This window comes from Streptacidiphilus rugosus AM-16, assembly GCF_000744655.1.
GTDB classification, from domain to species: Bacteria; Actinomycetota; Actinomycetes; order Streptomycetales; family Streptomycetaceae; genus Streptacidiphilus; species Streptacidiphilus rugosus.
This window is the reverse complement of sequence record NZ_JQMJ01000004.1, coordinates 439,572-464,526: the sequence shown is the minus strand read 5'-3', so window position 1 is coordinate 464,526 and position 24,955 is coordinate 439,572. Positions and strand designations below refer to the sequence as shown.

The 24,955-nt window shown below is 72.3% G+C and carries 23 protein-coding genes and 1 pseudogene; 15 read left to right on the top strand and 9 right to left on the bottom strand.

The genetic code is table 11. The features are described from left to right. The first annotated feature begins 7 nt into the window (after positions 1-7). Genes BS83_RS10960 through BS83_RS10935 form a run of 6 tightly spaced genes read left to right on the top strand, consistent with a single transcriptional unit; the run spans position 8 to position 7,145 of the window. Positions 8-1,393 carry a KamA family radical SAM protein gene (locus tag BS83_RS10960; RefSeq protein WP_037603596.1) on the top strand — a complete coding sequence of 462 codons (1,386 nt, stop codon included), beginning with the start codon at positions 8-10 and terminating at the stop codon, positions 1,391-1,393. Next, complete coding sequence (locus tag BS83_RS41655) at positions 1,390-2,412, top strand: ATP-grasp domain-containing protein (RefSeq protein ID WP_051942922.1); 1,023 nt, start codon at positions 1,390-1,392, stop codon at positions 2,410-2,412. The genes BS83_RS10960 and BS83_RS41655 overlap by 4 nt, the downstream gene beginning before the upstream one ends. Next, on the top strand, positions 2,409-3,641 hold the full coding sequence (locus tag BS83_RS10950; protein WP_037603595.1) for an AMP-binding protein: 1,233 nt from the start codon (positions 2,409-2,411) through the stop codon (positions 3,639-3,641). Before BS83_RS41655 ends, BS83_RS10950 begins: the two co-directional genes overlap by 4 nt. After that, a complete protein-coding gene (locus BS83_RS10945) occupies positions 3,638-4,921 on the top strand; it encodes an MFS transporter (protein WP_037603594.1) in 1,284 nt (427 codons plus the stop codon). Before BS83_RS10950 ends, BS83_RS10945 begins: the two co-directional genes overlap by 4 nt. Continuing rightward, positions 4,918-5,898 (top strand): SDR family NAD(P)-dependent oxidoreductase, encoded by a 981-nt coding sequence (locus BS83_RS10940; RefSeq protein WP_063774149.1) that lies wholly within the window; start codon positions 4,918-4,920, stop codon positions 5,896-5,898. Before BS83_RS10945 ends, BS83_RS10940 begins: the two co-directional genes overlap by 4 nt. Continuing rightward, the gene (locus tag BS83_RS10935) at positions 5,880-7,145 is read left to right on the top strand and encodes a phenylacetate--CoA ligase family protein (protein WP_037603593.1); all 1,266 of its coding nucleotides are present in this window, start codon (positions 5,880-5,882) and stop codon (positions 7,143-7,145) included. The genes BS83_RS10940 and BS83_RS10935 overlap by 19 nt, the downstream gene beginning before the upstream one ends. Before the next feature lie 14 nt (positions 7,146-7,159). On the opposite strand, the gene paaI is transcribed toward BS83_RS10935, so the two are convergent. Further along, positions 7,160-7,609 carry a hydroxyphenylacetyl-CoA thioesterase PaaI gene (gene paaI, locus BS83_RS10930; RefSeq protein ID WP_408640988.1) on the bottom strand — a complete coding sequence of 150 codons (450 nt, stop codon included), beginning with the start codon at positions 7,607-7,609 and terminating at the stop codon, positions 7,160-7,162. A 112-nt stretch (positions 7,610-7,721) separates the two neighbouring features. Here paaI and BS83_RS48870 point away from each other — a divergent pair. After that, positions 7,722-8,690, top strand: a pseudogene (locus BS83_RS48870) (patatin-like phospholipase family protein); the annotation flags it as partial. 540 nt (positions 8,691-9,230) lie between these two features. On the opposite strand, the gene BS83_RS10920 reads toward BS83_RS48870, so the two are convergent. Further along, on the bottom strand, positions 9,231-10,436 hold the full coding sequence (locus tag BS83_RS10920; protein WP_037603418.1) for an IS110 family RNA-guided transposase: 1,206 nt from the start codon (positions 10,434-10,436) through the stop codon (positions 9,231-9,233). 205 nt (positions 10,437-10,641) lie between these two features. Between BS83_RS10920 and BS83_RS10915 the strand changes: the two genes are divergently transcribed. Beyond that, positions 10,642-12,246 (top strand): oleate hydratase, encoded by a 1,605-nt coding sequence (locus BS83_RS10915; RefSeq protein ID WP_037603591.1) that lies wholly within the window; start codon positions 10,642-10,644, stop codon positions 12,244-12,246. 64 nt (positions 12,247-12,310) lie between these two features. Here BS83_RS10915 and BS83_RS10910 read toward each other — a convergent pair whose 3' ends face one another. Further along, positions 12,311-12,592 (bottom strand): hypothetical protein, encoded by a 282-nt coding sequence (locus tag BS83_RS10910; RefSeq protein WP_037603590.1) that lies wholly within the window; start codon positions 12,590-12,592, stop codon positions 12,311-12,313. Between the two features lie 194 nt (positions 12,593-12,786). Between BS83_RS10910 and BS83_RS10905 the strand changes: the two genes are divergently transcribed. From BS83_RS10905 to BS83_RS46375, 5 genes are all read left to right on the top strand, one after another. Further along, on the top strand, positions 12,787-13,683 hold the full coding sequence (locus BS83_RS10905) for a universal stress protein (protein WP_037603589.1): 897 nt from the start codon (positions 12,787-12,789) through the stop codon (positions 13,681-13,683). A 150-nt stretch (positions 13,684-13,833) separates the two neighbouring features. Beyond that, complete coding sequence (locus BS83_RS10900) at positions 13,834-14,859, top strand: 6-phosphofructokinase (RefSeq protein WP_037608648.1); 1,026 nt, start codon at positions 13,834-13,836, stop codon at positions 14,857-14,859. Between the two features lie 117 nt (positions 14,860-14,976). After that, positions 14,977-16,119 carry an SPFH domain-containing protein gene (locus tag BS83_RS10895; protein WP_037603588.1) on the top strand — a complete coding sequence of 381 codons (1,143 nt, stop codon included), beginning with the start codon at positions 14,977-14,979 and terminating at the stop codon, positions 16,117-16,119. Positions 16,120-16,168: 49 nt separating this feature from the next. Further along, complete coding sequence (locus tag BS83_RS46380) at positions 16,169-16,411, top strand: hypothetical protein (RefSeq protein ID WP_037603587.1); 243 nt, start codon at positions 16,169-16,171, stop codon at positions 16,409-16,411. A 178-nt stretch (positions 16,412-16,589) separates the two neighbouring features. Then, on the top strand, positions 16,590-16,904 hold the full coding sequence (locus tag BS83_RS46375) for a DUF3040 domain-containing protein (protein ID WP_037603586.1): 315 nt from the start codon (positions 16,590-16,592) through the stop codon (positions 16,902-16,904). 498 nt (positions 16,905-17,402) lie between these two features. Here BS83_RS46375 and BS83_RS46370 read toward each other — a convergent pair whose 3' ends face one another. From BS83_RS46370 to BS83_RS10865, 4 genes are all read right to left on the bottom strand, one after another. Next, entirely contained in the window at positions 17,403-17,594 is a 192-nt protein-coding gene (locus BS83_RS46370; RefSeq protein ID WP_198035208.1) for a hypothetical protein, read from the bottom strand. Positions 17,595-17,619: 25 nt separating this feature from the next. Further along, on the bottom strand, positions 17,620-18,051 hold the full coding sequence (locus tag BS83_RS10875) for a DUF2267 domain-containing protein (RefSeq protein ID WP_037603584.1): 432 nt from the start codon (positions 18,049-18,051) through the stop codon (positions 17,620-17,622). Positions 18,052-18,283: 232 nt separating this feature from the next. Further along, the gene (locus tag BS83_RS10870) at positions 18,284-19,051 is read right to left on the bottom strand and encodes an ABC transporter permease (protein WP_051942921.1); all 768 of its coding nucleotides are present in this window, start codon (positions 19,049-19,051) and stop codon (positions 18,284-18,286) included. Beyond that, on the bottom strand, positions 19,048-19,920 hold the full coding sequence (locus BS83_RS10865; protein ID WP_232248218.1) for an ATP-binding cassette domain-containing protein: 873 nt from the start codon (positions 19,918-19,920) through the stop codon (positions 19,048-19,050). Before BS83_RS10865 ends, BS83_RS10870 begins: the two co-directional genes overlap by 4 nt. Positions 19,921-20,393: 473 nt before the next feature. Here BS83_RS10865 and BS83_RS10860 point away from each other — a divergent pair, with 473 nt between their 5' ends. Together BS83_RS10860 and BS83_RS10855 are read left to right on the top strand one after the other, a co-directional pair. Next, positions 20,394-21,377 carry a CapA family protein gene (locus tag BS83_RS10860; protein ID WP_037603582.1) on the top strand — a complete coding sequence of 328 codons (984 nt, stop codon included), beginning with the start codon at positions 20,394-20,396 and terminating at the stop codon, positions 21,375-21,377. 202 nt (positions 21,378-21,579) lie between these two features. Then, positions 21,580-22,032: a DUF7144 family membrane protein gene (locus BS83_RS10855; RefSeq protein ID WP_063774148.1), complete on the top strand. Its 453-nt coding sequence runs from the start codon at positions 21,580-21,582 to the stop codon at positions 22,030-22,032. Positions 22,033-22,260: 228 nt separating this feature from the next. On the opposite strand, the gene BS83_RS10850 is transcribed toward BS83_RS10855, so the two are convergent. Together BS83_RS10850 and BS83_RS10845 are read right to left on the bottom strand one after the other, a co-directional pair. Next, positions 22,261-23,322, bottom strand: a complete 1,062-nt coding sequence (locus BS83_RS10850; protein WP_037603581.1) for a LacI family DNA-binding transcriptional regulator — start codon at positions 23,320-23,322, stop codon at positions 22,261-22,263. Positions 23,323-23,471: 149 nt separating this feature from the next. Continuing rightward, the gene (locus BS83_RS10845; protein WP_037603580.1) at positions 23,472-24,908 is read right to left on the bottom strand and encodes a GH1 family beta-glucosidase; all 1,437 of its coding nucleotides are present in this window, start codon (positions 24,906-24,908) and stop codon (positions 23,472-23,474) included. Between the last annotated feature and the right edge of the window lie 47 nt (positions 24,909-24,955).

Genomic DNA, 24,955 nt, shown 5'->3' with positions numbered 1-24,955 from the left:
CCGGCCGATGGAACAGCACCTGATCCGGCAGCCGTACCAGTACGCGCGGACCGCCCTGGTCGAGCCCGACTGGCGGCGGCTGCCGGGATGGCGTGACGTCACCGTGGCCCAGTGGCGGGACGCGCAGTGGCAGCGGGCCCACTGCGTCAAGAACATCCGGCAGCTGCGGGCGGTCGCCGGCGAGCTGCTGGCGGAGCGGTTCTACCAGGACCTGGCGGCCGACCAGGCCGGCTTCGCCACGATGTCGATGCTGCTGCCCCCGCACATGCTGAACACCATGGCGCCGCACGCCACCGGCGGGCAGGAGGGGTTCACCGAGGCGTTCCTGGCGGACCCGGTGCGCCGGTACATGCTGCCCGTCGCCTCGGACCGGCACCCGCGCTGGCCCAGCCACCCCAGGGCCCAGCGCGACTCGCTGCACGAGGCGCAGATGTGGGTGGTGGAGGGGCTGACCCGCCGTTACCCGACTAAGGTGCTGGCCGAACTGGTCGCCACCTGCCCGCAGTACTGCGGGCACTGCACCCGGATGGACCTGGTCGGCACCAGCACGCCCCAGGTGACCAAGGCCAGGCTGGCGCTGCGTCCGGTGGACCGGCAGGAACTGATGCTCGACTACCTCAAGCGCACCCCCGGTGTGCGCGACGTGGTCGTCTCCGGAGGGGACCTGGCCAACGTGCCGTGGCCGCAGCTGGAGTCGTTCCTGCTGCGGCTGCTGGAGCTGAGCTCGGTCCGCGACATCCGGCTGGCCAGCAAGTCGGTGGTCGGCCTGCCGCAGCACTGGCTGCAGCCCCGGGTGGTGCAGGGCCTGGCCAAGGTGGCGGTGGTGGCCTCGCGGCGCTCGGTCAACCTGGCCGTGCACACCCACGCCAACCACGTGCAGTCGGTCACCCCGCTGGTCGCCGAGGCGGCCAGGACCCTGCTCGACGCGGGGGTGCGCGACGTGCGCAACCAGGGTGTGCTGATGCGCGGCGTCAACGCCACCCCGGGTGACCTGCTGGACCTCTGCTTCGCGCTGCAGGGCGAGGCGAACATCCTGCCCTACTACTTCTACCTCTGCGACATGATCCCCAACGCCGAGCACTGGCGCACCCCGCTGCACCAGGCCCAGCGGCTGCAGGAATCGATCATGGGCTACCTGCCCGGCTACGCCACCCCGCGCATCGTCTGCGACGTCCCCGACGTCGGCAAGCGCTGGGTGCACCAGGCGGTGGCCTACGACCGCGAACGCGGCATCTCCTGGTGGACCAAGAACTACCGCACCGAGCTGGAGACCCGCGCGCCCGACGACGCGGACCTGGACCGGCGCCACCCCTACTTCGACCCGGTGGACACCCTCCCCGAGCCCGGACGCCGCTGGTGGACCGAGCAGAGCCGACCGAAGGACCGACCGTGAACGCACCGAACGACCCCGGCCCGCTGCGCCGGATGATCTGGGTCTTCCCCGACCGGGAGTCGACCCGGACCGGGGCCATGTGGAAGCACTACTTCTGGGACCTGTACGGGGAGGTGGCCGAGGAGCTGGGGATGAACTGGACCCGGCACTCGCCCGACGCGGTGACCGTCGACGGCACCGTCCCCGGCCGGCCCCGCGTCTGGGTGGACGAGCAGGAGGTCACCCCCGAGGACACCCTCTTCATCACCGCCCTCTACTCGCTGCCCTACCAGTCGATGGACATCTTCAACCAGTACGCGCTCTGCACGGTCCTGGAGCAGGCCGGCTTCTACCTGCCGTTCCCCGCACAGGCCTCGCTGATCGGCAACGACAAGCTGGCCACCGTGCTGCACCTGGAGGGCTCCCCGGTGCCGCCGATCCCGACCGTGCGGATCGGCACCGGGCGCGACACCGGCAAACACCTCTACGAGGTGGCACTGGCCAACATGACCTACCCGGCCATCGTCAAACCGGCAGGCTGGTGCGGCGGCGGAGGCGTGAACCTGGCCCGCAGCGCCGAGGACGTGCGCGGACTGGCCAGCCTGGCGCAGGGCGGCGACACGACCCTGGTGATCCAGCCCTACCTCGGGGACGGCACCGTGGACCACCGCGTCTACGTGATCGACGGCCGGCCGCACGCGGTGCTGCGGCGCATCCCCGAGGACGGTTCGCCGGTCGCCAACGCCAGCCGCGGCGGCACCATGGAGTTCGCCCCGGTGCCGCCCGAACTGGCCGCCGCCACCGCCTGGTTCGCGGAGCGGGTGGCGCTGCCCTTCTTCTGTGTCGACTTCCTCTTCGACGGCGAGCGCTACTGGTTCTCCGAACTGGAGCCTGACGGCGTCATCGCCCCCGACCTCGACGACCCGCAGCGCACCGTGCAGCGCGGCATCACCCGCGCCCGCTTCACCGCCTACCGCGACGCCCACGCCAAGTGGCTGGCGGGCCGCGGCCACCGACGCCAGGAAGGAGCCTCGGCATGACCTCCGACGCCTTCTCGCAGTCCGCCGCGTCGGCCGAGCCCCACCTGGAGCCGGTCCGGCGCAACCTCGCCCGGCTGCGGACCGTCCCCGAGCTGGCCCCGCGCTACACCGGCAGCCCCGAGCCGACCACCCTGGCCGAACTCGCCTTCCTGCCGGCCTTGTTGAAGGACGACCTCAACACCGCCCTGGCCGCGCTGGAGCCGAAGGCCGAGCAGGGCGCCACCTGGCTCTTCCAGAGCGGCGGCAGCACCGGAGCGCCCAAGGTCGGCTACGCGCCGACGGGCTTCTACATGGCCGGGGTGCACGCCCACTGGCAGCCGCTGGACCGGGACGACGTCTTCGTCAACGCCTGGGGCGCGGGCCGGATGTGGGGCGCGCACTTCCTCGCCGCCGCGCTGGCCGACCTGGCGGGGTGTCAGGTGATCGCGCTGGGCTCGGTCACCAGGGACGAGTACCCCGACTGGCTGGCCTTCATGGCCGCGCGCCGGGTCACCGCGATCGGCGGCACCCCCAGCGTGCTGCGGCTCTGGTTCGGCGCCGCGCGCGCCGCGGGCGTGCGGCTGCCCGCCCTGCGCAAGGTGATCTGGCTGGGCGAGGCCTGGCAGCCGCAGCTGGAGCAGGACATCGCCGAGGTGGCGCCGGACGCGCGCCGCTGGGGAATGTTCGGCAGCACGGAGACCTGGGTGGTCGGAGCCAACACGCCCGACTGCCCGGCCGACACCTTCCACGTGCTGCCCGAGCAGCTGGTGCACGTCGGCGAGGAGGGCCTGCTCGACTTCACCACCCTGAACCCGGCGATGCTCAACCCGGTGCTGCGCTACCAGACCGGCGACGCGGGTGAACTGACGTCGTGTCCGTGCGGCAGGGCCGGCCGGGCGATGCGGGTGCTCGGCCGCAGGGACGGCGTGGTGCAGGTGCGCGGGCTCGGTCTGCACGTGGACCAGATCGTCGCGGAGGCCGAGCGGGAGCCGGGCGTCGGCCGGGCGCAGGTCGTGATCACCGAGGCCCGGGGCCGGGCCATTGCGGTGGAGCTGCTGCTGCTCACCGACCCCGGCACGGCCCTCGACACCGAGCGGCTGCGCAAGGACCTGCTGTCGGCGACCTTCACCCTGGCCACCGCGTTCCAGCACGATCCCGAGCAGTTCACCGTCCGCGTCGTCGACGCGCTGGTCAGCAACGACCGGACCGGCAAGACCGCCAACTTCGTGGTGCGGGAGGAGGAGCAGTGAAGCTGAAGCGGCCGGCCTCGCTGGGGCGCGGCTTCAACCTGTTCTGGTTGGGCCAGAGCGTCAGCGTGGTGGGCGACAAGATCACCCTCTTCGTGGTGCCGACGCTGATGATCTTCGTGCTGCACGCCGACGCGTTCCAGGTCGGCATCGTGGCGATGGCCCAGTACCTGGGCATCCCCCTGCTCGGCCCGGTCGCCGGGGTGCTGGTGGACCGCTGGGACAAGCGCACCACCATGCTGGTCTGCGACCTGATCCGGCTGGCCGCGGTGGCGACGATCCCGCTGGCCTACTGGCAGCACTGGCTCTCCACGCCGCTGCTCTTCGGCTGCGTGGCCGTGGTCAGCAGCGCGACGATCTTCTTCACCGTCGGCTACCTGATCGCCGTGCCCGCCGTCGTGGAGGGCGAGCACCTGGTGTCGGCCTACTCGCGGCTGGAGGGCAGCCGCTCGGTCGCCGAGGTCTCCGGGCCGTCCGTCGCGGCCGCCCTCTACGCGGCGCTCGGCGTCTCCGCGCTGCTGGTCGACGCGGGCAGCTACCTGGTCTCCGCCCTGTGCTTCCGCACCATGCGGCCCTGGGGCGAGCAGACCAGGGTCGAGGGCAGCATCAGGGAGCGGCTCACCCTGGGCTTCAGGCTCAACTGGACCGACCCGGTGCTGCGCCGGGTGGTGGTCGCGGCGGTCACGCTGAACTGCGGCGGTCCTGTCTTCGTCACCGTGCTGCCGGTGCTGGCCTACCGGGGCCTCAAGGTGAGCGTCGCCGAGTTCGGCGCGGCGATGTCGGTGGCCGCGCTCGGCGCGCTCCTGGGCGCCGTGCTGTCGCCCAGGCTCAGCCGGCGCTTCGGCACCGGCCGCACCATGGCCTACGGCCTGCTCTGCCACTGCCTGGTCGGCCTCGGCGTGCTGGCCGCCCCGGCGCTGCCGTCCGGTCCGGTGATCGCGGTGACCATGGGCTGCTACGGCTTCTTCATGTCCTGCATCAACGTGTGCAGCGCCCCGGCCCGGCAGTCGCGGATGTCCGCGGCCAACCAGGGCGTCATGCACGCCGCCTACCGGACCGTCACCTGGGGCGTCATCCCGCTGGCCGCCTTCGTCGGCGGCTGGGTCGTCACGCTGCTGACGCCGTCGCTGGGCATCCTGGACGCCGCCAGGGTCACCATGGCGGGCGGCACCCTGCTGGCGGCCTTCTCCTTCCTGCCCGCCTCCGGCCTGCAACGGCTGCTGGACGCCGCGGAGCGGGAGAAGTCCGCGGGCCCCGAACCGGCGCTGGCGGACGCCTCGTGACCGCCGGGACGCGTCCGGTCGTGCTGATCACCGGCACCTCCTCGGGCATCGGCCTGGCCACCGCGGTCGCCGCCGCCCGCGCCGGGTACGCGGTGGCGGCCACGATGCGCGATCCCGAGCGCTGCGGTGCGTTGCTCGACGCCGCCGAGCGGGCGGGCGTGCGGCTGGACGTGCGTCGGCTCGACGTCACCGACGAGGAGTCCGTGGTCGACTGCGTCGCGGCCGTGGGGCGCGACCACGGGCGGCTGGACGCGGTGGTGAACAACGCCGGGATCTCCAACTTCGACCCGACCCTGGAGATGTCCGGCGCGGCCGCGCTGCGCGCCAATCTGGAGGTCAACCTGTTCGGCGTGCTCGCGGTCACCCGGGTGGCGCTGCCGCTGCTGCGGGCCGCGGGCGGCAGCCTGGTCACGATCGGCAGCGTGCACGGGGTCGTCGGCCAGCCCTTCAACGAGGCCTACAGCGCCGCGAAGGCGGGGGTGGAGGGCTTCATGGAGGCGCTGGCGCCGGTGGTGGCCGTGCACGGGGTCAGGGTCTCGATGGTGGTGCCCGGCTTCGTGCGGGGGACCCGCTTCGGGATCTTCCCCGACGTGAACCGCCGCACCGTGGAGGCGGCCTCCGGCCCCTACGCGCCGACCTTCGCCGCCTACCTGGCCTGGATCGCCGGCCAGGGCTGGGAGCGGGCGAGCCAGGACGCGGACGAGGTCGCCGAGGTCGTGGTCCGCACGCTGGGCGAGCAGCGCCCCGCCTTCCGGGTCCCGACCAACGCGTGGGCCGCCGACTACCTGCGGCTCAAGCTGGCCGACGGCGACGGCCGGAACGTGCAGCGGCTCGCCCGCACCTGGATCGGCCGGCCGCCCGAAGAGCCGGATGAGCCTGAACGGCCGCAACTCGTGGAACAGCCCGAACAGCCCGAACAGCACGCACCGCAGGACCTGATGGGGGAGGAGCCCGCAGCATGCCCGCCAAGAGCCTGAGCGAGCTGGTCGAGTTCGCGCGCAGCCGCTCACCGTTCTACGCCGAGCTGTACCGCGGCCTGCCGACGCGGATCGATCGGTTGGTCGAACTGCCGCTGGTCGAGCAGACCGCGTTCTGGGCCGCCAACAAGTGGCCCGACAACCGGCTGCTGACCGGCCCGCTCACCGACGCCGGGGTCTACCGCTCCGGCGGTACCACCGGCGCGCCCAAGTTCTCCCCGTGGACCCGCCAGGAGCACGAGGACGCGCTGGCCGCGTTCGGCGCCGGCATCGCCAGGGCCGGCCTGCGGCCCGGACACCGGGTGGCCAACCTGTTCCGTGCCGGAGAGCTGTACGGCGGCTTCCTCTTCATCGAGGGCGCGCTGCACCGGGCTCCGGTCGACAACGTCAGGCTCGGCTTCGGCGCGGCCCCCGACGACTTCGTGGCCGAGCTGATCGACAGCTTCGGGGTGGACGTGCTGGCGGGGGAGCCGATGAAGCTCAGCGCCGTCGCCGAGCACCTGCTGCGGCAGGGCCGCACCGCCGACGGGGTGGAGCTGCTGCTCTTCGGCGGCGACCTGCTCTTCGACGACCTGCGACCGGTGCTCTCGCGGGCGTTCCCCAAGGCCGCGCTCGCCTCGATCGGCTACGCCTCGGTCGACGCGGGCCTGGTGGCCGGACCGGTGCCGGGCGAGGACGTCCGGGTGCACGAGGCGTTCCCGCACTGCACGGTGGTGGAACTGGTCGACGAGGACACCGGCGAGCCGATCACCACGGCGGGGGTGCCGGGCCGGGTGGTCGTCACCAACCTGTTCCGCACCCTGCTGCCGATCCTGCGCTACCCGACCGGCGACCGCGGCGAGTGGACCGATCCACGGCGCGGCCGGTTCCGGCTGGTCGGCCGCTCGCTGGAGGGCGCGCGGGTGGGCACCATCACGATGCCGGTCGAGGACCTGCGGGCGGCGCTGCTGGCCGCGGACCCCGAGCGGCTGATCTGCGGCATGCAGCTGGTGGAGCGCCGCAGGGACGGACGCGACGAACTCGTCGTCCGGCTCGGTCACCTGGAGCCGCCCCCCGCCGACGGTCTGGCCGCGCGCAACGAGCGCCTGGCGCTGGCCGCCGCACTGGCCCGCCCAGGCTTCCTGGAGGAGGTCGCCGACGGCGCGATCCACCCGATCGCGATCGAATGGGTCCCGCGCGCGGAACTGGCGACGAACCCGCGCACCGGCAAGCTCCGCCAGGTCCTGGACGAACGCCCGCACACCTGAGCGAGCGGCGACCCTCAGCCGGTGGCCGGGCGGGAGGCGAGGGTGACGCTCTGGCCGCGGAACTCGGCGACGACCTTGCCGGTGACGGCGTCGCGCACGGTGACGTCGTAGACGCCTTGGCGGCCGGAGCGCACCCGCTCCACCGCCTCGGCGACCAGCTCGTCGCCGGGTTCGACCGGGGCCAGGAAGGTCACCTGCGCGGCCTGGGCCAGGGTGACCGGGCCGTGGCTGTTGCAGGCGTAGGAGAAGGCCGCGTCGCCCAGCAGGAAGAGGTAGCCGCCGTGCGCGATCCCGTGGCCGTTGACCATGTCCGTGCCGACGCGCATCCGCATCACCGCCCGGCCGGAGCCCACCTCGTCGAGCGCGATGCCGAGCTGCCGGCAGGTGAGGTCCCGCTCGTACAGCGCGGCCATCCGGGACTCGACGGACTCGGCGGACTCGGCGGACCCGGGGTCGGTGCTCATGGCGGACTCTTCTCCTGTCGGCGCGGACGTTCGCGGCGGTGACAGGCTAGTCAACTCGACCCGGCCCTGAAGGACCGGGCTTCGAGGTAGCGCCCGGCCGGCTGTCCCGCTGATGGCGACCCGGGTCAGCCGCAACGGCCGGCAGTCCCCGCTTCCGGGCCGACCGGCCCATCGGCGGTCGTGGTATGTCGGAGCATCGTGGACTCACGGGTGCAGGCGTTCTCGCGAACGTGAGACGCCTGCCGGGTGGGGGAGACCGGTCCGGGGCGCGGAACAGCCGGCCGTGCCCCGGACCGCACAGCCGGCCGCCGCATCGGGCGCGGCGCGCAGAGGATTCGCGGCGGCGGGCCGCTTCGTGGACGCTAGAGGGACATGTGCGCGACCGCAGGTGCGGTCAGGGCGCTCGAGGAGATACGCAGGAAGAGGGCGGCGGTCGGACATGACAGCCGAGGTGACAGATCAGGACCACGGCGCGACCTCCGGCGCGCCCCGGCCGTCGTCGGCGCCACGGCGCGGTCTGGTGCTGGGCGGCGGCGGGAGCCTGGGCGCGGCCTGGACGATCGGCGCCCTGTGCGCGCTGGAGGAGGCCTGCGGATGGGACCCGCGCACCGCGGACGTCATTCTGGGCACCTCCGCGGGGTCGCTGGTCGGCTCGATGCTCGCGGTCGGCGTCAGCACGGCCGAGCTGCGCGACCATCAGCGGGGCGTCATGCTGGCCACCGGGCCCATGAGGGAGATCAGGGTCGACTACGACACCTGGGTGGGCGGTGCGCTGCCGCGCGTGCCCCGGGCCGGGATCGGATCGCTCAGACTGCTGCGCGACCTGGCCGGACATCCGCACCGGATGCCGCTCACCACCGTGCTCGCCGCCGCCGCGCCGCCCGGCAGGGGCAGCCTGGACGGGGTGCGCGCGATGTACCGGCAGCTGCGCATGGACGACCGCTGGCCGGACAACCCATCGCTCAGGGTGGTCGCGGTCGACCTGGACAGCGGGATGCGAGTGCTTTTCGGCACGGAGGGGGCGCCGCGCACCGACCTGGCCTCGGCGGTGACCGCGTCCTGCGCCCTGCCGGCCTGGTTCGCCCCGGTGCGCATCGACGGCCGCCGCTACGTCGACGGCTGTGCCTGGTCCGACACCAACCTCGACCTGCTGACCGGGGAGCATCTGGACGAGGTGTTCGTCCTGGCGCCGACCTGCGCCCGCGAGACCGACCACCCGCGCGGCGTCCCCACCCGCGTGGAACGCGCCCTGCGCCGGATCTCCACCACCCGCCTGCTGCGCGAGTCCCAGCAGGTCAGGGCCACGGGAACCCGCGTGCACGTACTCGTGCCGGGTCCGGACGACCTTGCCGCTATGGGCGCGAACCTGATGGCCCCGACGCATCGTCTCGCCGTCCTGGAGACCTCGCTGCGGACGACGGCCGCGGCCTTGGCCCAAGCGGTGACGCAACCCCGGTAGGCCACGGCACGACGGCCGGCGGTGACGGGTCACGGGGACCATCGGCCCTCGCGGCGGTCCCGGGCGGCCCTGCCTCCCGGGGCGGGCGACGAACGAGGGTGGGCATCGCGGATCAGCCGGACCGCCGTTCACCCGCGCCACCGAGGAGCCTCAATGATTGAGTCAAGCTGCCTGCGCGAGCGGCGGGTCGGGGGTGAATTTCCGGTTGTCGCGCAGGAGAGCCCACAGGACGTCGACGCGGCGTCGGGCCAGGGCGATGAGCGCTTGGACGTGCTTGCAGCCCTCGCTGCGCTTCTTGAGGTAGAAGTCCCGGTTGGGTCCGTCGTTGATGACGCTGGTCTGGGCGGACATGTAGAAGACGCGCCGCAGGCGGCGGCTGTAGCGCTTGGGCCGGTGCAGGTTGCCGGTGCGGCGCCCGGAATCACGTGGCACCGGGACCAGGCCGGCCGCCGAGGCAAGGTGACCGCTGTCGGCGTAGTTGGCCAGGTCACCTGCGGCAACCAGCAGTTCGGCGCCGAGGATGGGACCGATGCCGGGCATCGACTCGATGATCTGGGCTTGCGGGTGGGTGCGGAACGTCGTGCCGATCTGCTGGTCCAGCCGCTTGATCCGGTCGTCCAGGGCCAGGATCTGGGCGGCGAGGTCGGCCACGAGCTGGGCGGCGACGCTCTCACCGGGAAGTACGGTCTGCTGGGTCTGGGCGGCCTCGAGTGCGGTGGCGGCCACCACGGCCGCACTGCGGACCTTCCGGGTGGTCAGCCAGCTGGTCAGTCGGGCCTGGCCGCGGCGGCGGATCACGGCCGGGGCCTGGTAGCCGGTCAGCAGGACCAGGGCGCCCTTGCTCGCGCTGTAGTCGAAGGCACGCTCCAAAGCGGGGCAGATGCCGGTGAGCAGGTCACGCAGCCGATTGATCATGCGGACCCGGTCGGCAACGAGGTCGGAGCGGTGGGCGGTCAGGAGCGCGAGGTCGGCGGCCAGCTGGGCCGGGACGTCGATGGTGGTGAAATCGCGCCGGTGGCGGACCGTCTCGGCGATCACGTAGGCGTCGCGGGCGTCGGTCTTGGCCTCGCCCCGGTAGGCGCCGGACATGCGGTTGACGGTGCGTCCGGGCACGTAGACGACCTGCTGGCCGTGGGCGGCGAGCAGGGCCAGCAACAGCGCCGAGGCGGTTCCGTTGATGTCCACGGCCCAGTGGACCCGGTCGGCCAGCTCGACGATCTCTCCGATCGCGGTCAGGATCTCTGCCTCGTCGTTGACCACCTTCCTCGACCACCGCGTGGCACCGGTCGCGTCGACCGCCGCACCCCAGTGGTGGCCCTTGCCGGCATCGAAGCCGACCCATAACTCGTCCCGTTTGGCGGCTTCCACGGTGTCCTCCTCACGCCGAACCCACTGGTCAGGCCCAAGGAACACCCCGCCGTCAACTCCGTAAACAGCGACAAGATCGCAGACCTCAATAAGCAGCCAGGGTGCCCCGAAGGGCCGAGCGGCCGCTCCTTGGAAGCCACAGAAGGCAAGTCCCCATCAGCCACACCCGGCCCTCCTGGGCCGCCTAAAACCTTACGGAGCCCCCATGCAGCACGCGCACCGCACGAACAAGGCCTACCTGGTCGGCGGCGGCATCGCGTCGCTGGCCGCCGCGGCCTTTCTGATCCGTGACGCGGGCTTCCCGGCGGCCGACATCACGATCCTGGAGGAGCTCCCGCTCTCCGGTGGTTCTCTGGACGGCGCGGGCGATCACGACCACGGCTACGTGACCCGCGGCGGCCGGATGCTGGAGGAGGAGGCCTACACCTGTCTGTGGGACCTGCTGGAGAGCGTGCCGACCCTCACCGACCCGAACCTGTCCGTCCGGCAGGAGATCGTGGACTTCAACCACCGTTGGCCCACGCATGCCCGGGCCCGGCTCGTCGACGCGGACCACGGCATCGTCGAGGCCGCGCACCTCGGGTTCGACCAGCGCGACCGGATCGAGCTGGCCCGGTTGCTCGCCCTGCCGGAGAGCGTGATCGGCGCCCGGCGGATCGACGAGTTCTTCTCCGAGCACTTCTTCGCCACCAACTTCTGGGCGATGTGGCGGACCACCTTCGCGTTCCAGAACTGGCACAGCGCGATCGAACTCAAGCGCTACTTCCTGCGCTTCCTCCAGGAGTTCCCGCGCATCCACACCCTCGCCGGAGTGCGCCGGACCCGGCTGAACCAGTACGACTCGATCGTCCGTCCGCTGCTGGCGTGGCTCGGCGAGCAGGGCGTGCGCGTCGAGCACGGGGTGCGGGTCGTGGACGCCGACTTCACCCAGGACGCGTCGGGCCGGCACTGCGAGCGGCTGCACCTGCTGCGCGGCGGCGTCCCGCAGACGATCGAGCCCCGCCGCAACGACCTGGTGCTGCTCACCCTCGGCTCGATGACCGCCGACGCCGGCTACGGCGGCGACGACACCGTGCCCGAGCTGGTCCGCGACAGGCGCGACGGCGGCTGGGCCCTGTGGGAGGCGATCTCCCGCAAGGCACCCGACTTCGGGCGCCCGGAGGTGTTCAACGGCAACATCGGCGAGGCGAAGTGGGAGTCGTTCACGCTCACCATGCGCAGTCCGGCGCTGTTGAAGCGGATCGAGGAGTTCAGCGGCAACGCACCCGGCACGGGGGCGCTGATGACCTTCAAGGACTCCAACTGGCTGCTGTCCGTCGTGGTCCCGCACCAGCCGCACTTCGACGGGCAGGCCGAGGGGGTGTTCACGCTGTGGGGCTACAGCCTGTTCACCGAGACCGTCGGCGACCACGTGCCCAAGCGGATGTCGGAGGCGACGGGACTCGAGATCCTCGACGAGTTGCTCGGCCATCTGGGCTTCGCGGACATCGCCGAGGAGGTGCGGGCCACCACCACGGTGACGACGGTGATGATGCCCTACATCACCAGTCAGTTCATGCGCCGTGCCCCGCACGACCGTCCTGACGTGATTCCGGTCGGCTCGCTGAACTTCGCCTTCCTGGGCCAGTTCGTGGAGATTCCGGAGGACGTGGTCTTCACCGTCGAGTACTCGGTCCGTGGCGCCATGCACGCCGTCTACGGCCTGCTCGGCGTCGACCGGCCCATCCCGCCGGTCTACCACGCCCTGTCGGACCCGAAGGTGGCCTTCCGCGCCCTGGAGACCGCGTTCACCGGGGTGTGCCCGGAGTGACGTGCTCGTCCCCGGCGGTGCCGAACCGGGGGCGTCAGGGTCTCAGCGGGTAGCGCTGGGCCTCTCAGCCGTCTTCGCCGCCTTCGAACCTGGACGCCATGCGCGCTCTGGCGAGCAGGAGAGACGCCTCCATCGCGGCCTGGCGCAGCCGCGCGATCTTGACCCGCTCCGTGTCCGACACCACCCTGCTGCGCGCGACGGCGGCTTCGGGGTCGGGCCCGGGGCCGGTCCAGCCGGGCGAGTCCGGGATCATCGCGCGGTACTTGGCGGCGACCTGCTCGGAGTAGCTCTCCAGTTCCGCCTGAGCGGATCGGAACGTCGCCTCAAGCTCTTCGATCGACAGCACGGCCGCAGCATAGAACGCCGAGCGTCCTCCGTCAGCCTGCCGAGCCCGGTGCCGCGGTCGGGGCCATGGTCGGTCGGGCGCGGGGCCGTACGACATCGGGAAGGGGCTGAGCGGCCCTTCCCCGGCACGGAGTGCCGTGGCGCACTGGAACTCGCGGGGAGAGCACCGGAGCCGCCAGGACCAAGGAGGCACTCATGTCCTACGGAGACCGCGACACCGCTCGCATCGTCGTGGGTGTGGACGGAACGGGGGAGAGCCGGCACGCGGTGGCCTGGGCGCTGGAGGAGGCGGCCTGCCGCAAGGAGGCGGTCGAGCTCGTGCACGCCTACGAGTACCCGCCGCCACTGGTGCCGTTCTACGACGCCGCGACCGACCTCGGTGAGGACAGCCTGCGCGCGGTGGCTCGCGACGCCATGACGCGAGAGCTCGCAGCCACCGCCGCGGAAGCGCCGGGCGTGCCGGTCACCGGTGAGGTCCGCGAAGGCGTGCCCATCGAGGTACTGCTGGACGCCGCCCGCGAGGCGCGGCTGTTGGCGGTGGCGACCCGGGGAACCGGGGCGCTGGGGGAACTGGTGGTCGGCTCGACCGGAACCGCCCTGGCCGGCTCGGCGGCGTGCCCGGTGGTCGTCGTTCCCGCACCGAGGGGTCACGGATCCCCGGACGCGCCCGGGCGGGTGGTCGTCGGCGTCGACGGCTCCACGCACGGGCAGGCGGCACTGCGTCAGGCCCTGGAGGAAGGGGCGCTGCACGGACGCACCGTTGTCGTCGTGCACGCCTGGCATCCGGTGCCGGGCGGCCTGTCTGCCTCGGCCGCCGCGCAACAGCGCCGCCTGCGGGCCGACGCGGTGTCGCACGAACTCCTGGTGTCCGAGACGCTGGCCGGCGAGGGGCAGCGGTTCCCGGAGGTCGCGGTCGGTACCCGTGTGGTCGAGGACCATCCGGTCCGGGCCCTCCTGGACGCCGCCGGCGGCGCCTCCCTGATCGTCGTCGGTGCCCGCGGTACCGGCGGTTACCCGGGGTTGGAGCTCGGTTCGGTCGCCCTCGGAGTGCTCCACCACGCGACCTGCCCCGTCTGCGTCGTCCCGGACTGACCGGGGCCCACCTCGCCGTGCGCGAGCGGAGTCCGCGGCGGAATCTGAAAGCATGACCGACGACGTGCCGGACCACGACCACCCGGTTGAGACCGTCGCACCGACAGACGGGTGCGAGGACCGGCCGACCAGGTCGTCCAGGCGGTGACGATGCGCATCGGCGTGCTCACCAGCGGCGGCGACTGTCCGGGCCTGAACGCCGTGATCCGCTCGGTGGTCCATCGGGCGGTCACCGCGTACGGCGACACGGTGGTGGGGATTCTGGACGGTTACCGCGGTCTGCTGGAGGGCCTGGCGCGTCCACTCGGTCTGGACGACGTGCGCGGCATCCTCGCCCGCGGTGGCACGGTCCTCGGCTCGGCCCGGGTCGAGCGCGAGCGGATCGTCCGAGGCGTCGAGCGTGGTGCGGAACTGGCTGCCGCCCTGGGCATCGACGCCCTGATCGCGATCGGCGGCGACGGCACCCTGGTCGCGGCCGAGCTGTTCCACCAAGGGGGACTGCCCGTCGTGGGGGTGCCCAAGACCATCGACAACGACGTCGCGGCCACCGACACGACATTCGGCCACGACACGGCGGTGCTCGTCGCCACCGAGGCCCTGGACCGGCTGAAGACCACCGCGGAGTCGCACCAGCGGGTGATGGTGGTCGAGTTGATGGGCCGCCACACCGGTTGGATCACCCTTCACGCCGGGATGGCCGGTGGCGCGCACGGCATCCTCATCCCGGAACGGCCTTTCGACGTCGAGGACGTGTGCCGCCTGGTCGACGCCCGATTCGCCCGGGGGAAGCGGTTCACGGTGCTCGCCGTCGCCGAAGGGGCGACCCCCGCTCCCGGCACCCTCGACTTCCGCCACGGGGGTCAGGACGTCTACGGGCACCAGCGGTTCGGCGGGATCGGGCACCGGCTCGCCGTCGAGCTCGAACACCGGCTGGGCAAGGAGGCCCGACCGGTGGTGCTCGGACACGTCCAGCGCGGTGGAACACCCACGGCACAGGACCGGGTTCTGGCCACACGCTTCGGTTGGCACGCCGTCGAGGCCGTCCACCAGGGAGTCTTCGGGCATCTGACCGCACTGCGCGGCACCTGGATCCGGCTGGTACCGCTCTCCGAGACCGTCGGCCGGGTGCGGACCGTACCGCCGGACCAGTGGGTCGAGGCCAGGGTCGTCCTGTGATCCGCCGGGGCGCCGCGCGGACGGGCCCGTCGGACGGCTCTGGCGGGTGCAGGATGGAGAGGGGCGGACGCCGCGTCCGTGCGCGCGTACCCGAGGGGTTCCACAGAGGAGAAGGCCATGTTCGGCTATCGTGTTCCGGCCCCGGACCAGGCGATGTTGATCTCCGGGGGCCGACGGGGGATGGGGGCGGCGCCGTTCCGCGTCGTCACCGGGCACGGGGCGTTCGTGTCGCCGGTGTTCCGCAAGACGCGGTTCCTGACGCTGGCGATGTGCGAGGCGGAGGTCGACGAGACCTGCGTCACCCACCAGGGCATCGCGCTGACGGTACGGGCGGTGATCGCCTTCAAGGTGGGGAACGACCAGGAGAGCATCGTCAACGCGGGTCAGCGTTTCCTGTCCGACCAGGACCAGATGTCGGTGCTGACCGGTCGGATCTTCGCGGGTCACCTGCGTTCGATCATCGGGTCGATGACGGTGGAGGAGATCGTCACCGAGCGGCAGAAGCTGGCCACCGAGGTGCTGGAGACCTCGAAGGCGGAGATGGGCAAGATCGGCCTGATCGTCGACTCGCTGCAGATCCAGTCCATCGACGACGGGAAGACCGGCTACATCGCGGCCATGGCCGCGCCGCACCAGGCCGCGATCCAGCGACAGGCCAAGATCGCCCAGGCCGCCGCCACCCAGGCCGCGGCGGAGGCGGAGCAGGCCGCCGCGCGGAACCAGGCCGAGTACGCGCGGCAGACCGCCGTCGTGAAGGCGCAGTACACCGCCGAGATCGACCGCGCCCAGGCCCAGGCCGCGCAGGCCGGCCCGCTGGCCGCCGCGAACGCGCAGCAGGAGGTCCTGGAGGCCCAGACCCAGCTGGCCCAGCGTGCGGCGGAGCTGCGGCAGCAGCAGCTGGTGGCCGAGATCGTGAAGCCCGCCGAGGCGGAGGCCGAGCGGATCAGGGTGCTGGCCCTGGCCGAGGCCGAGCGGATGAAGATCCAGGCCGAGGCGGCGGCCTCCAACGACAGGGTCGCCTTGGACCGGATGCTGATCGACCAGCTGCCGCAGATCGTCAAGGAGGCGGCCGGCGGCCTGAAGGGCGCCAACGTCAACGTGCTCAACGGCGCGGACGGGCTGGGCGAGATCGCGGCCGGACTGGTCGGCCAGGGTCTGACGATCCTCGACTCGGTCCGGAACGACCTTCGGAGCGCCTCGAACCGGGACCCTGCCGACGACGGCGAACCACCCAAGCGGCATCTCGGGCCGGTGGACTGACCACCACACCCGCCGTGCGCGAACGCAGCCTACGGCGGACGCTGGAGGTATGACCCACGAAGCCCTGGAGCATGGCCACGCGGTCGAGATCGCCGCGTTCGCGCCGCAGGAGCACGGCCGCCACGTCCGCATCGAGCGGCCCGGTACCACTCCGGTCGTGGTCGTCTGCTCCAGCCAACGACAGTTCGAGGAGGTCCTGGGCCGGGAGCGGCCCGACATCGGCCCCGACGACGAACAACAGGTCCACTGGGCCGACCGCCCCGGAGAGTGGCCGACCGGCCGACGCACCTGAGCCCCGTCGGCCGCAGGTCAGATCACCGGCCGGGCCCCTCGGGGCCCGACGGGCTGATCAGGTGACTCTTCGCCGCAAGACCCGGCCTTCCGGCCGGGGCACGAGGGAACTGCAGGACCACGTCCGGCGGGAAGCCGGACCGCTGCAGCCGAGCGTCGCGAGGGACGGGAGGCCCGCCATGCTGTCGCAGCACGATCGGCGGACACTCGCCGCCATCGAGGAATCCCTGCGCGCGGACGCCCCGGACCTCGAACGACTGCTGACACGGTTCGACCAGTGGGCTCCCGAACGGCGGCGGAGGCGTTACCGGGCGACCTGGTGCGCAGTGCTGCTCGGTGCGGTGCTGCTCGCCGTGGCATTCGTGGTCCGCAGCGCGGACCTGCTCGTCCTGTCGGCGCTGCTGCTGATGTTCGGCGCCGTTCGCTGGACCGTCGCGGCCGCCGTGCGCGCCGTGGCCCACCGTCGCCCGACCCGCACAGGGGCTCGGCGCTGACCCACGCGGCTCGGCGTGTGCCTGCCTGCGCCGGCCTGGTGCATCTGGGGCTGGTCGGCCCAGCTGTGAAGGGCAGATGGCTCTGTGCCGCCCGGCGGTGCGCATGCTGCGCTGGAGGCAGCGGTGGCCTGGCCACCGGCCCTCGCCGCCGCTGGCGGTCACCCAACTCCGCGCCGTGGTTCGGCCGCGTGCGCACTCCGCTCGTCTGCGACGGCTCGGGGAACTCGGGTCCAGGACGTGACATCTGGTACGGCCCCGGCCCCCGCGACGTCGCGGGCCGACGCAGCGACTTTGCCCACCACACCGCCGCCCTCCGGGCCACGGACGGCCTGCCGGTGCGCGCCCGCGTCCGCGGGCGGCACCGGTTCGGTCCGGATGGCCTTGCCTCGGCGCGGGTGGTGGGTTTCCAGCGCCTGGTGAGCGGGGCGACCAGCAGCGGTCCACGGACAGGGCGGCACAGGTGTGACCCCGCGCTGCTGCCGTCGGTGTTCTCGCAGATCAACGCGCGCGCTCGCTGCGCCCCGAGCTGTCCTCGGCGGTGACGTCCAGGTGCGCGAAGCGCGCTCTCGCACCCAGGTCAGCCGCGAGCGCCGAGCCCTCCGCGTCGAGTACGTCCGCGACGGTCACGCAGATCCCGGCCCTGGTCTGCAGCGCTCTTCGGACGGCGACGTCGGACAGTGGTCCGCGCACGCGCACGTCTGCGCCGCAGTCCGGATCAGGTCAGCACGGCGCGCAGTTCCTGCGGCAGCGCGTCCAGCACGCGGTCGAGCTGACCCGCGGAGAAGTGGAAGTAGAGGGCCTGACCGATCGCACGCGCGGTGTCCTCGGCGTTCTCGGCGTCCTCGCCCTCCAGATGTGCCTCACGGCGGAAGCGGTCCAGGAACTCGGCCCGCCCGTACGCGGGGGTGACCGTGTGCGGGTCCCAGCCCTCGTAGAACTCGCCGCGCAGCAGGGTGGGCAACTGGGCCCCGAGGTGCGCGATGACGTCGACCGGCAGGCGGTCGCGCACGCTGTGCAGCCAGGCGCGCAGCAGGCGATGGGCGCGGGCGTGGTCGGCCTCGGTTCCTGTCGCTTTGGCGACGTCGGCGAGCCAGGCGTTGGCCATCTGGATGGCGTGGTCGAAGCTGTGCAGTCCGGTGATGGTCATGATCGCTTCTCTTCGGTCGCGAGCGCACACGGCTTGATCCGGTGATCGATGTGCCGGTCGTACTCGACTCCTGCCCGTCCTCTCCATCGATACGCCCCGAGGGACCGCCCGGGCTCCGGCCGACCGGACCTCGTTTCATGGCCTGTGCGGCCCTCGCGCCGAGCGCCGCAGGCGTACCGGGCCGGAGGCGGCCCCGGCCGGTACCCCTGTCGCGACGCCTGCGGCTCGACCATCAGACCGCCCGACGGTAGAGCCAGACACCCAGCGGAGCGAAGGCGGCCACGATTCCGGCGTCCCATGCCAGTGCCAGCCAGATGTCGCTCGCGGCCGGATAGCCGAGCACGAGATCGCGGACGGCCTGCGCGGTTCGGGAGACCGGCTGGTGGTCGGCGAAGGCCTGGAGCCAGCCAGGCATCGTGCTCACCGGGATGAACGCACCTGAGGCGAAGACCAGCGGCACCAGGACCGGGAAGGCGGCGGCCTGCGCGGTCTCCGGGTCGCCGACGGCGAGTCCGACCACGGCGAAGATCCAGGACATCGCGAACGCGAACGCGATCACCAGCAGCACCCCGGCCAGGAACGCGGGCACCGGGCCGTGCAGCCGGAAGCCGACCGCGAAGCCGGCCCCCGTCATCAGCGCGACCACGAAGACGCTGCGGGCCAGATCGGCCAGGGTGCGGCCCGCAAGAACGGCGGAGCGGGACATGGGAAGTGACCGGAACCGTTCCATCAGGCCCGTCTGCATGTCGGTCGCCAGGCCGATCGCGGTGTTCATCGCCCCGAACACCGCGGTCTGCACGTAGATGCCGGGCATCAGGTAGTTCACGTAGGGGACGCCGATCAGCGTCTTGCCTATCACGCCGCCGAACACATAGCGGAACATGAGCACGAACACGAGCGGCTGGATGGTGGAGAAGACCAGCAGTCGGGGTACCCGCACCAGCCCGAGCAGGTTCCGCCAGGCGACCGCGCGAGCGTCCTGGAACGCCGCGGGGGTCATGGCGCGCCGCCCGCCTCGGCGTGATGTCCGGTCAGTGCCAGGAAGACGTCGTCGAGACTGGACTCGCGGACGGTGACCGCGCGGGGCGTGAGCGCGTGCTGGTCCAGCAGATGCAGCACGTCCAGTAGCAGCGGTGAACCGTCGCGGGAGGAGAGTCGCAGGAGGACGCCCTGTCGTTCGGGTGACAGCGGGAGTCGCCGGGAGAGCATCCCTACCGCTTGCACCGCGCGGCCCTCGTCGGGCATCCGGAGTTCGATGACGGTGTTGCCGAGCCGCTCCTTGAGGACGGCGGGCTCGTCGTCAGCGATGACGCGCCCCTCGCTGAGCACGGCGACGCGGCTCGCCAGACGGTCCGCCTCCTCCAGGTACTGGGTGGTGAGCAGAACGGTCGTGCCGGTGTCGACCAGTTCGCGGATCATGTCCCACAGGGCGAGGCGGCTGGCCGGGTCGAGCCCGGTGGTGGGCTCGTCAAGAAAGAGCACGGGCGGCTCGGGGACCAGCGCAGCGGCCACGTCCAGGCGGCGGCGCATCCCACCGGAGTAGGTGCGCACGGTCCGGTCGCCCGCGTCGGAGAGGCCGAAACGCTCCAGCAGGTGGTCCGCGCGCGCCCTGCCCTGGTTCCGCGGGAGCCGGGTCAGGCGGCCGATCAGCCTCAGGTTCTCCCGTCCGGTGAGGTTCGGGTCGACGGCCGCGTACTGTCCCGCGAGACCGATCAGCCCGCGTACGACCCCGGGCTCACGCACCACGTCGTGTCCCAGCACCTCGGCGCGTCCGCTGGTGGGCCGCAGGATCGTGGTGAGAATGCGGATGGCGGTGGTCTTGCCGGCACCGTTGGGACCGAGCAGACCGAGGACCGTCCCTGTCGGCACCGTGAGGTCGACCCCGTCCAGCGCGTTCCGTGCGCCGAACCGCTTGGTCAGGTTCTCTGCACGGATCGCCGACGAGCTCGCTGCAGCCTCCTCGGTCTGCGGGGGCGGGCCGGCGGAGCAGGTCCGTCACGAACGGCCCGGACCGTTCGGGGCGTTCGCTGCCTACCAGCCTGAGCTCGCGGAACATGACCGGTACAGGGACCTTGGGCCCCGTCCACCGGTACCGGTCGGGCCTTTTCGCCCGTAGGGGCGACAACTAGCGTGAGGACGGCCTGCGGAGTGAGCGCGGAGCCCGACCCGCGCGGCTCCTGCCAGCGCGCGACGTCCGGAATCACGATCGACCCCCGAACACCCGTCACCGTCGGGGCCGACCTCCCCCCCCCCCGGCGGCAGCCGTCAATCCGTGCCCTGCGGCGACGCTGTGAGGGCAGCCGCTCGGCGGGTCATCCGCCCGACCGTGAGGAGCCAGGGCCGTGAAGCTCGAACTCGCGCTCGCCGGCGACACGATGCTCGGCCGCGGCGTCGGCGAACAGCTCGCCCGTTCTCCTCGGCTGGACGCGTTCTGCGCGCCGGAGATCGTCGGCGTTCTCGCGCGGGCGGACTTCGTGCTGCTCAACCTCGAATGCTGCATCTCCGCACGCGGGACGCCCTGGCCGGATCCGCGGAAGCCGTTCTTCTTCAGGGCGCCGCCCGCTGCGGCGCCGCTGGTGGCCGAACTCGGGGTGGACTGCGTGACGTCGGCCAACAACCACGCGCTGGACTTCGGCTACGACGCGCTCGCGGACACCGGCTCGCTGCTGGAGCACTTCGGCGTGCGCGTGGTGGGGGCGGGGGCGGACGAGCGTCAGGCGCGTGCCCCTGTGCTGCTCGACGCCCGGGGCGTGCGCATCGCGGTCGTGGCCGTGACGGACCATCCGCGCGACTTCGCCGCCGGAGCCGAACGGCCGGGAGTGGCATGGGCGGACCTGCGGTCCGGTGTCCCGTCCTGGCTGACGGCCGGGATCGGCCTGGCGCGGGAGGAGGCTGACGTCGTGCTGGTGACTCCGCACTGGGGACCCAACATGACGCCCGGGCCACCCCGCTACGTGGTCGGGGCGGCGGAGTCGCTGCTGGCCGCCGGTGCCACCCTGGTGGCCGGGCACTCGGCCCATGTCTTCCACGGCGTTGCCGACCGGGTCCTGTACGACATGGGCGATTTCGTCGACGACTACGTGGTCCACCCGGGTCTGCGCAACGACCTGGGCCTGCTCTTCCTGGTCACCCTGGACGGTCCGGCCGCAGATCACCTGTCCCCGGTCCGCCTGGACGCCCTGCCGACAGCGATCGACCGTTGCCGCGTCCGACCTGCGGCAGGCGAGGAGTGGGAGTTCATCCGCGAGCGCTTCACCAGCGCCTGTGCGGAGTTCGACACGCCGGTACTGACCGAGCACGGTCGGCTCGTCGTCGCCTGGTCCTGAGTCCGGGCGCGCCGTCGGTCGTGCCCCGCCCGCCGGCCGGCCACACCCGGGGGGCCGGTCGGCGGAGCCGATCGGGCCCATGGTCCCTGTGCCTGGGCCCTGACCAGGCACAGGCTGATGGTGAACGGCGCTTCGGCCATTTCGCGACGCGACTGCCGGCCGAGGGAGCCTTCGCCCTCGATCAGCGCTCTGGGAGGATCCCATGGCATCACAAACGTCCCCGACCGCGTACCAGCCGCGGTCCGCAGCGCGTGCGCCGGCACAGTCCGAGCGCAGCGGCATGGTCACCTTCGCGGCGGTCATGCTCTTCATCCTGGCGTTCTTCAACGGCCTCAACGGCATCTCCGCGATCAACAACGCGCGCGTCTTCACCGGCAACACGGTCCTGATCGTGGGCGACCTGCGGGCGTGGGGATGGACGCTGCTGGCTCTCGGCATCGCCCAGGCCCTGGCCGGCGCAGCCGTGCTGCGCGGCGGACAGGTCGGACGATGGTTCGGCGTGACCGTGCTGGGCGTCAACGCCTTCGCCCAGATGTGGTTCGTCTCCGCGTACCCGATCTGGTCCCTGACGATCATCGCGCTGGACGTGGTGGCCATCTACGGGCTCTGCGCCTTCGGCGGCCCGCCCGGTTCCCGGGAGGCGCGCGACCAGTGATCCGACCATGAACTCCGGTCGCGCCGGAGCACCCCGGCTGCGGGGACCGCGCTCATCGCCCGGTCCCCGCAGCCGTTCCCGGTCGTGTCCGTCGGCGGGACGCCCATGGAGCGGCACCTCGCCGATGCCCGTCAGAAGCTCCGACGTCTCCACCGCACCCACGGGGCATGGCTCCTGGCGGATCAGCCGCTCAGGGACCGGAGGCCCTCGGGGTCGCCGTGCGGTTCGTCACGCCGACTGTCGGACGACGAGCCGGGTGGGGAGCATGATCGAGTAGGGCTTGCCCCCCTCGGACATCGTGCCCGGCTGGATCAGGGACAGCAGGAGACGCGCCATGAGGCGCCCCATCTCCTCGATGTCCTGTCGTACGGTCGTCAGCGGCGGCTCGGCCCAGGCGGCGATCGGCTCGATGTCGTCGAAGCCGACGACCGCCACGTCCTCGGGGACGCGTCGCCCGGAGTCGTGCAGGACGCGCAGGGCCGCGGCGGCCATGGTGTCGGAGGCGGCGAACAGTCCGTCGATGTCGGGTGCCTGCTCCAGGAGTTGTGCCATGGCCTTCGAGCCGCCCGCGGCCGTGAAGTCCCCCTCGGCGATCAGGCTCGGTTCGGCGTCGGGGAGCAGATCACGGTATCCGGCGAGGCGGTCCATGGCGGAGGTCTGGTCCAGCGGCCCGGTGATCGTGGCGATGCGGCGTCGTCCCCGGTCGAGGAGGTGCTGGACGGCCAGTTGGGCGCCGCCGCGGTTGTCCGTGTCGACGTACAGGGCCGGCCGGTCGGCGGCCGAGGCTCTCCAGCCCGGGCGCCCGCCGAAGACCGTCGGCAGCTCGGCCCTGCGGAGCAGGGCCGGCAGCGGGTCGTTGGTGTGGAGGGAGAAGAGCAGGAGCCCGTCGACGTGGCTGCCGGCGAGGTAACGGCCGATCCGGTCGTAGTCGTCCGGGCTGTCGACCAGGAGGAGCACGAGCTGGAGGTCGGCGGCGGTCAGTTCCTTGCTGATGCCGCGCAGGTGCTGGGCGAAGAACGGGTCGGAGAAGACGCGGGCCTCGGGTTCGGATATGAGGACCGCGACCGCCCCGTTCCGGCGGGTGACCAGGGAGCGGGCGGCCAGGTTGGGGACGTAGCCGAGTTCCTGGATCGCCGCTTCGACCTTCTCGCGCAGCACCTTCCGCACGCCTGCGCTGCCGGTGACGACCCGGGAGACCGTGGCGCGGGAGACGCCCGCGCGCTCGGCGACCTCGTCGAGGGTCGGACGGCCCGCCTGGTTCGGGGGCCGATGTGCTGCTTCCTCGCCCACGACGGCACTCCTTCGGTCGGTGTCACCCTGCGCCGGCCGGCGCCGGACATGAGGGGAAGCCGGGTGACGAGAACTGATTCTAGCCAGTACTGAGAGCGCTTTCCGTCCGTCGCGCCGGGTGTGCCACCCGGCCCGGACGGCCGGCGTGGTCAGGGTGGCGGGAGGTGTCCGGTGCGTACCGCCCGGGCGTACCACGCGGCGCTGTCCTTGGGTGTGCGGCGCTGGCTGGCGAAGTCCACGTGGACGATGCCGAAGCGCTTGCTGTAGCCGAAGGCCCACTCGAAGTTGTCCAGCAGGGACCAGACGAAGTACCCGCGCACGTCGGCGCCCTCGGCCAGGGCTCGGGCGACGGCGGTCAGGTGGGCGTGCAGGTAGGAGATCCGCTCCGGGTCGTGCACGTGGCCGTCAGGGTCGGTGTAGTCGTCGAAGGCCGCGCCGTTCTCGGTGACGACCAGCGGGACCGAGGGGAGCTCGTCCCGCAGCCTGGTGAGCACCTGGTGCAGGCCGTCCGCGTCGATCGGCCAGTCCATGGCGGTGGCCGGCCCCGGCAGGGGAAGGAAGCGCACCTGGTCCGCGGCGGGCCAGGGTGAGGGCGCCGCGCCGTCGTCGTCGGGCGCGGGGGCGTTCTCCGGGTCGCGGCCGGCGACGACGGTGGGGCTGTAGTAGTTGATGCCGAGTGAGTCGATGGGGCGGGAGATCTCGCCGAGGTCGCCGGGGCGGACGAGCGTGTCCCAGTCGACCAGGTGGGCCGTGTCGGTCAGGACGTCGTCCGGGTAGCGGCCGTGGAAGACGGGGTCGAGGAAGAGGCGGTTGGCGAGCCCGTCGATCCGGCGTGCCGCGTCCAGGTCGGCGGGATCCTGGGTGTGCGGGCGCACGGCGGCCAGGTTCAGGGTGAGGGAGACCTCCGCGCTGGTGGGCAGGACGCTGCGCAGGGCGGCGGTGGCGAGCCCGTGGGCCAGGAGCAGGTGGTGGTGAGCCCTCAGGACCTCGGGGTGACTGTGGCGGCCGGGCGCGTGGACGCCGCTGCCGTACCCGAGGAAGGCGCTGCACCACGGCTCGTTGAGCGTGGTCCAGGCCGGGATCCGGTCCCCGAGACGGGTGGCGGTGACGGCCGCGTACTCGGCGAACCGCTCGGCCGTGGCCCGGTTCGTCCACCCGCCGTCGTCCTCGAGGGCCTGGGGCAGGTCCCAGTGGTAGAGGGTGACGACCGGCCGGATGCCGTGGTCGAGTAGTTCGTCGACGAGCCGGTCGTAGAAGTCGAGCCCCGCCCGGTTGACCGGCCCACTGCCCCGAGGGACGATCCGCGGCCAGGCGAGGGAGAAGCGATAGGCGTTCAGGCCCAGGTCGGCCATCAGCGCGATGTCGTCGCCGAAGCGGCGGTAGTGGTCGCAGGCGATGTCACCGGTGTCGCCGTTGTGGACGCGGCCCGGAGTGTGGCTGAAGGTGTCCCAGATGGAGGGGGCGCGACCGTCTGCGGCGGCGGATCCCTCGATCTGGTAGGCGGCCGTGGCGGCGCCCCACAGGAAGCCGGCCGGGAAGGCCGTGGCGCCGGCGGGGGCGTGGGAGGACTGGACGTCGACGGACATGTCGCCTTCCGATGTCGGCGGTGCTGACGGGAGCGGTGCGAGCGGGA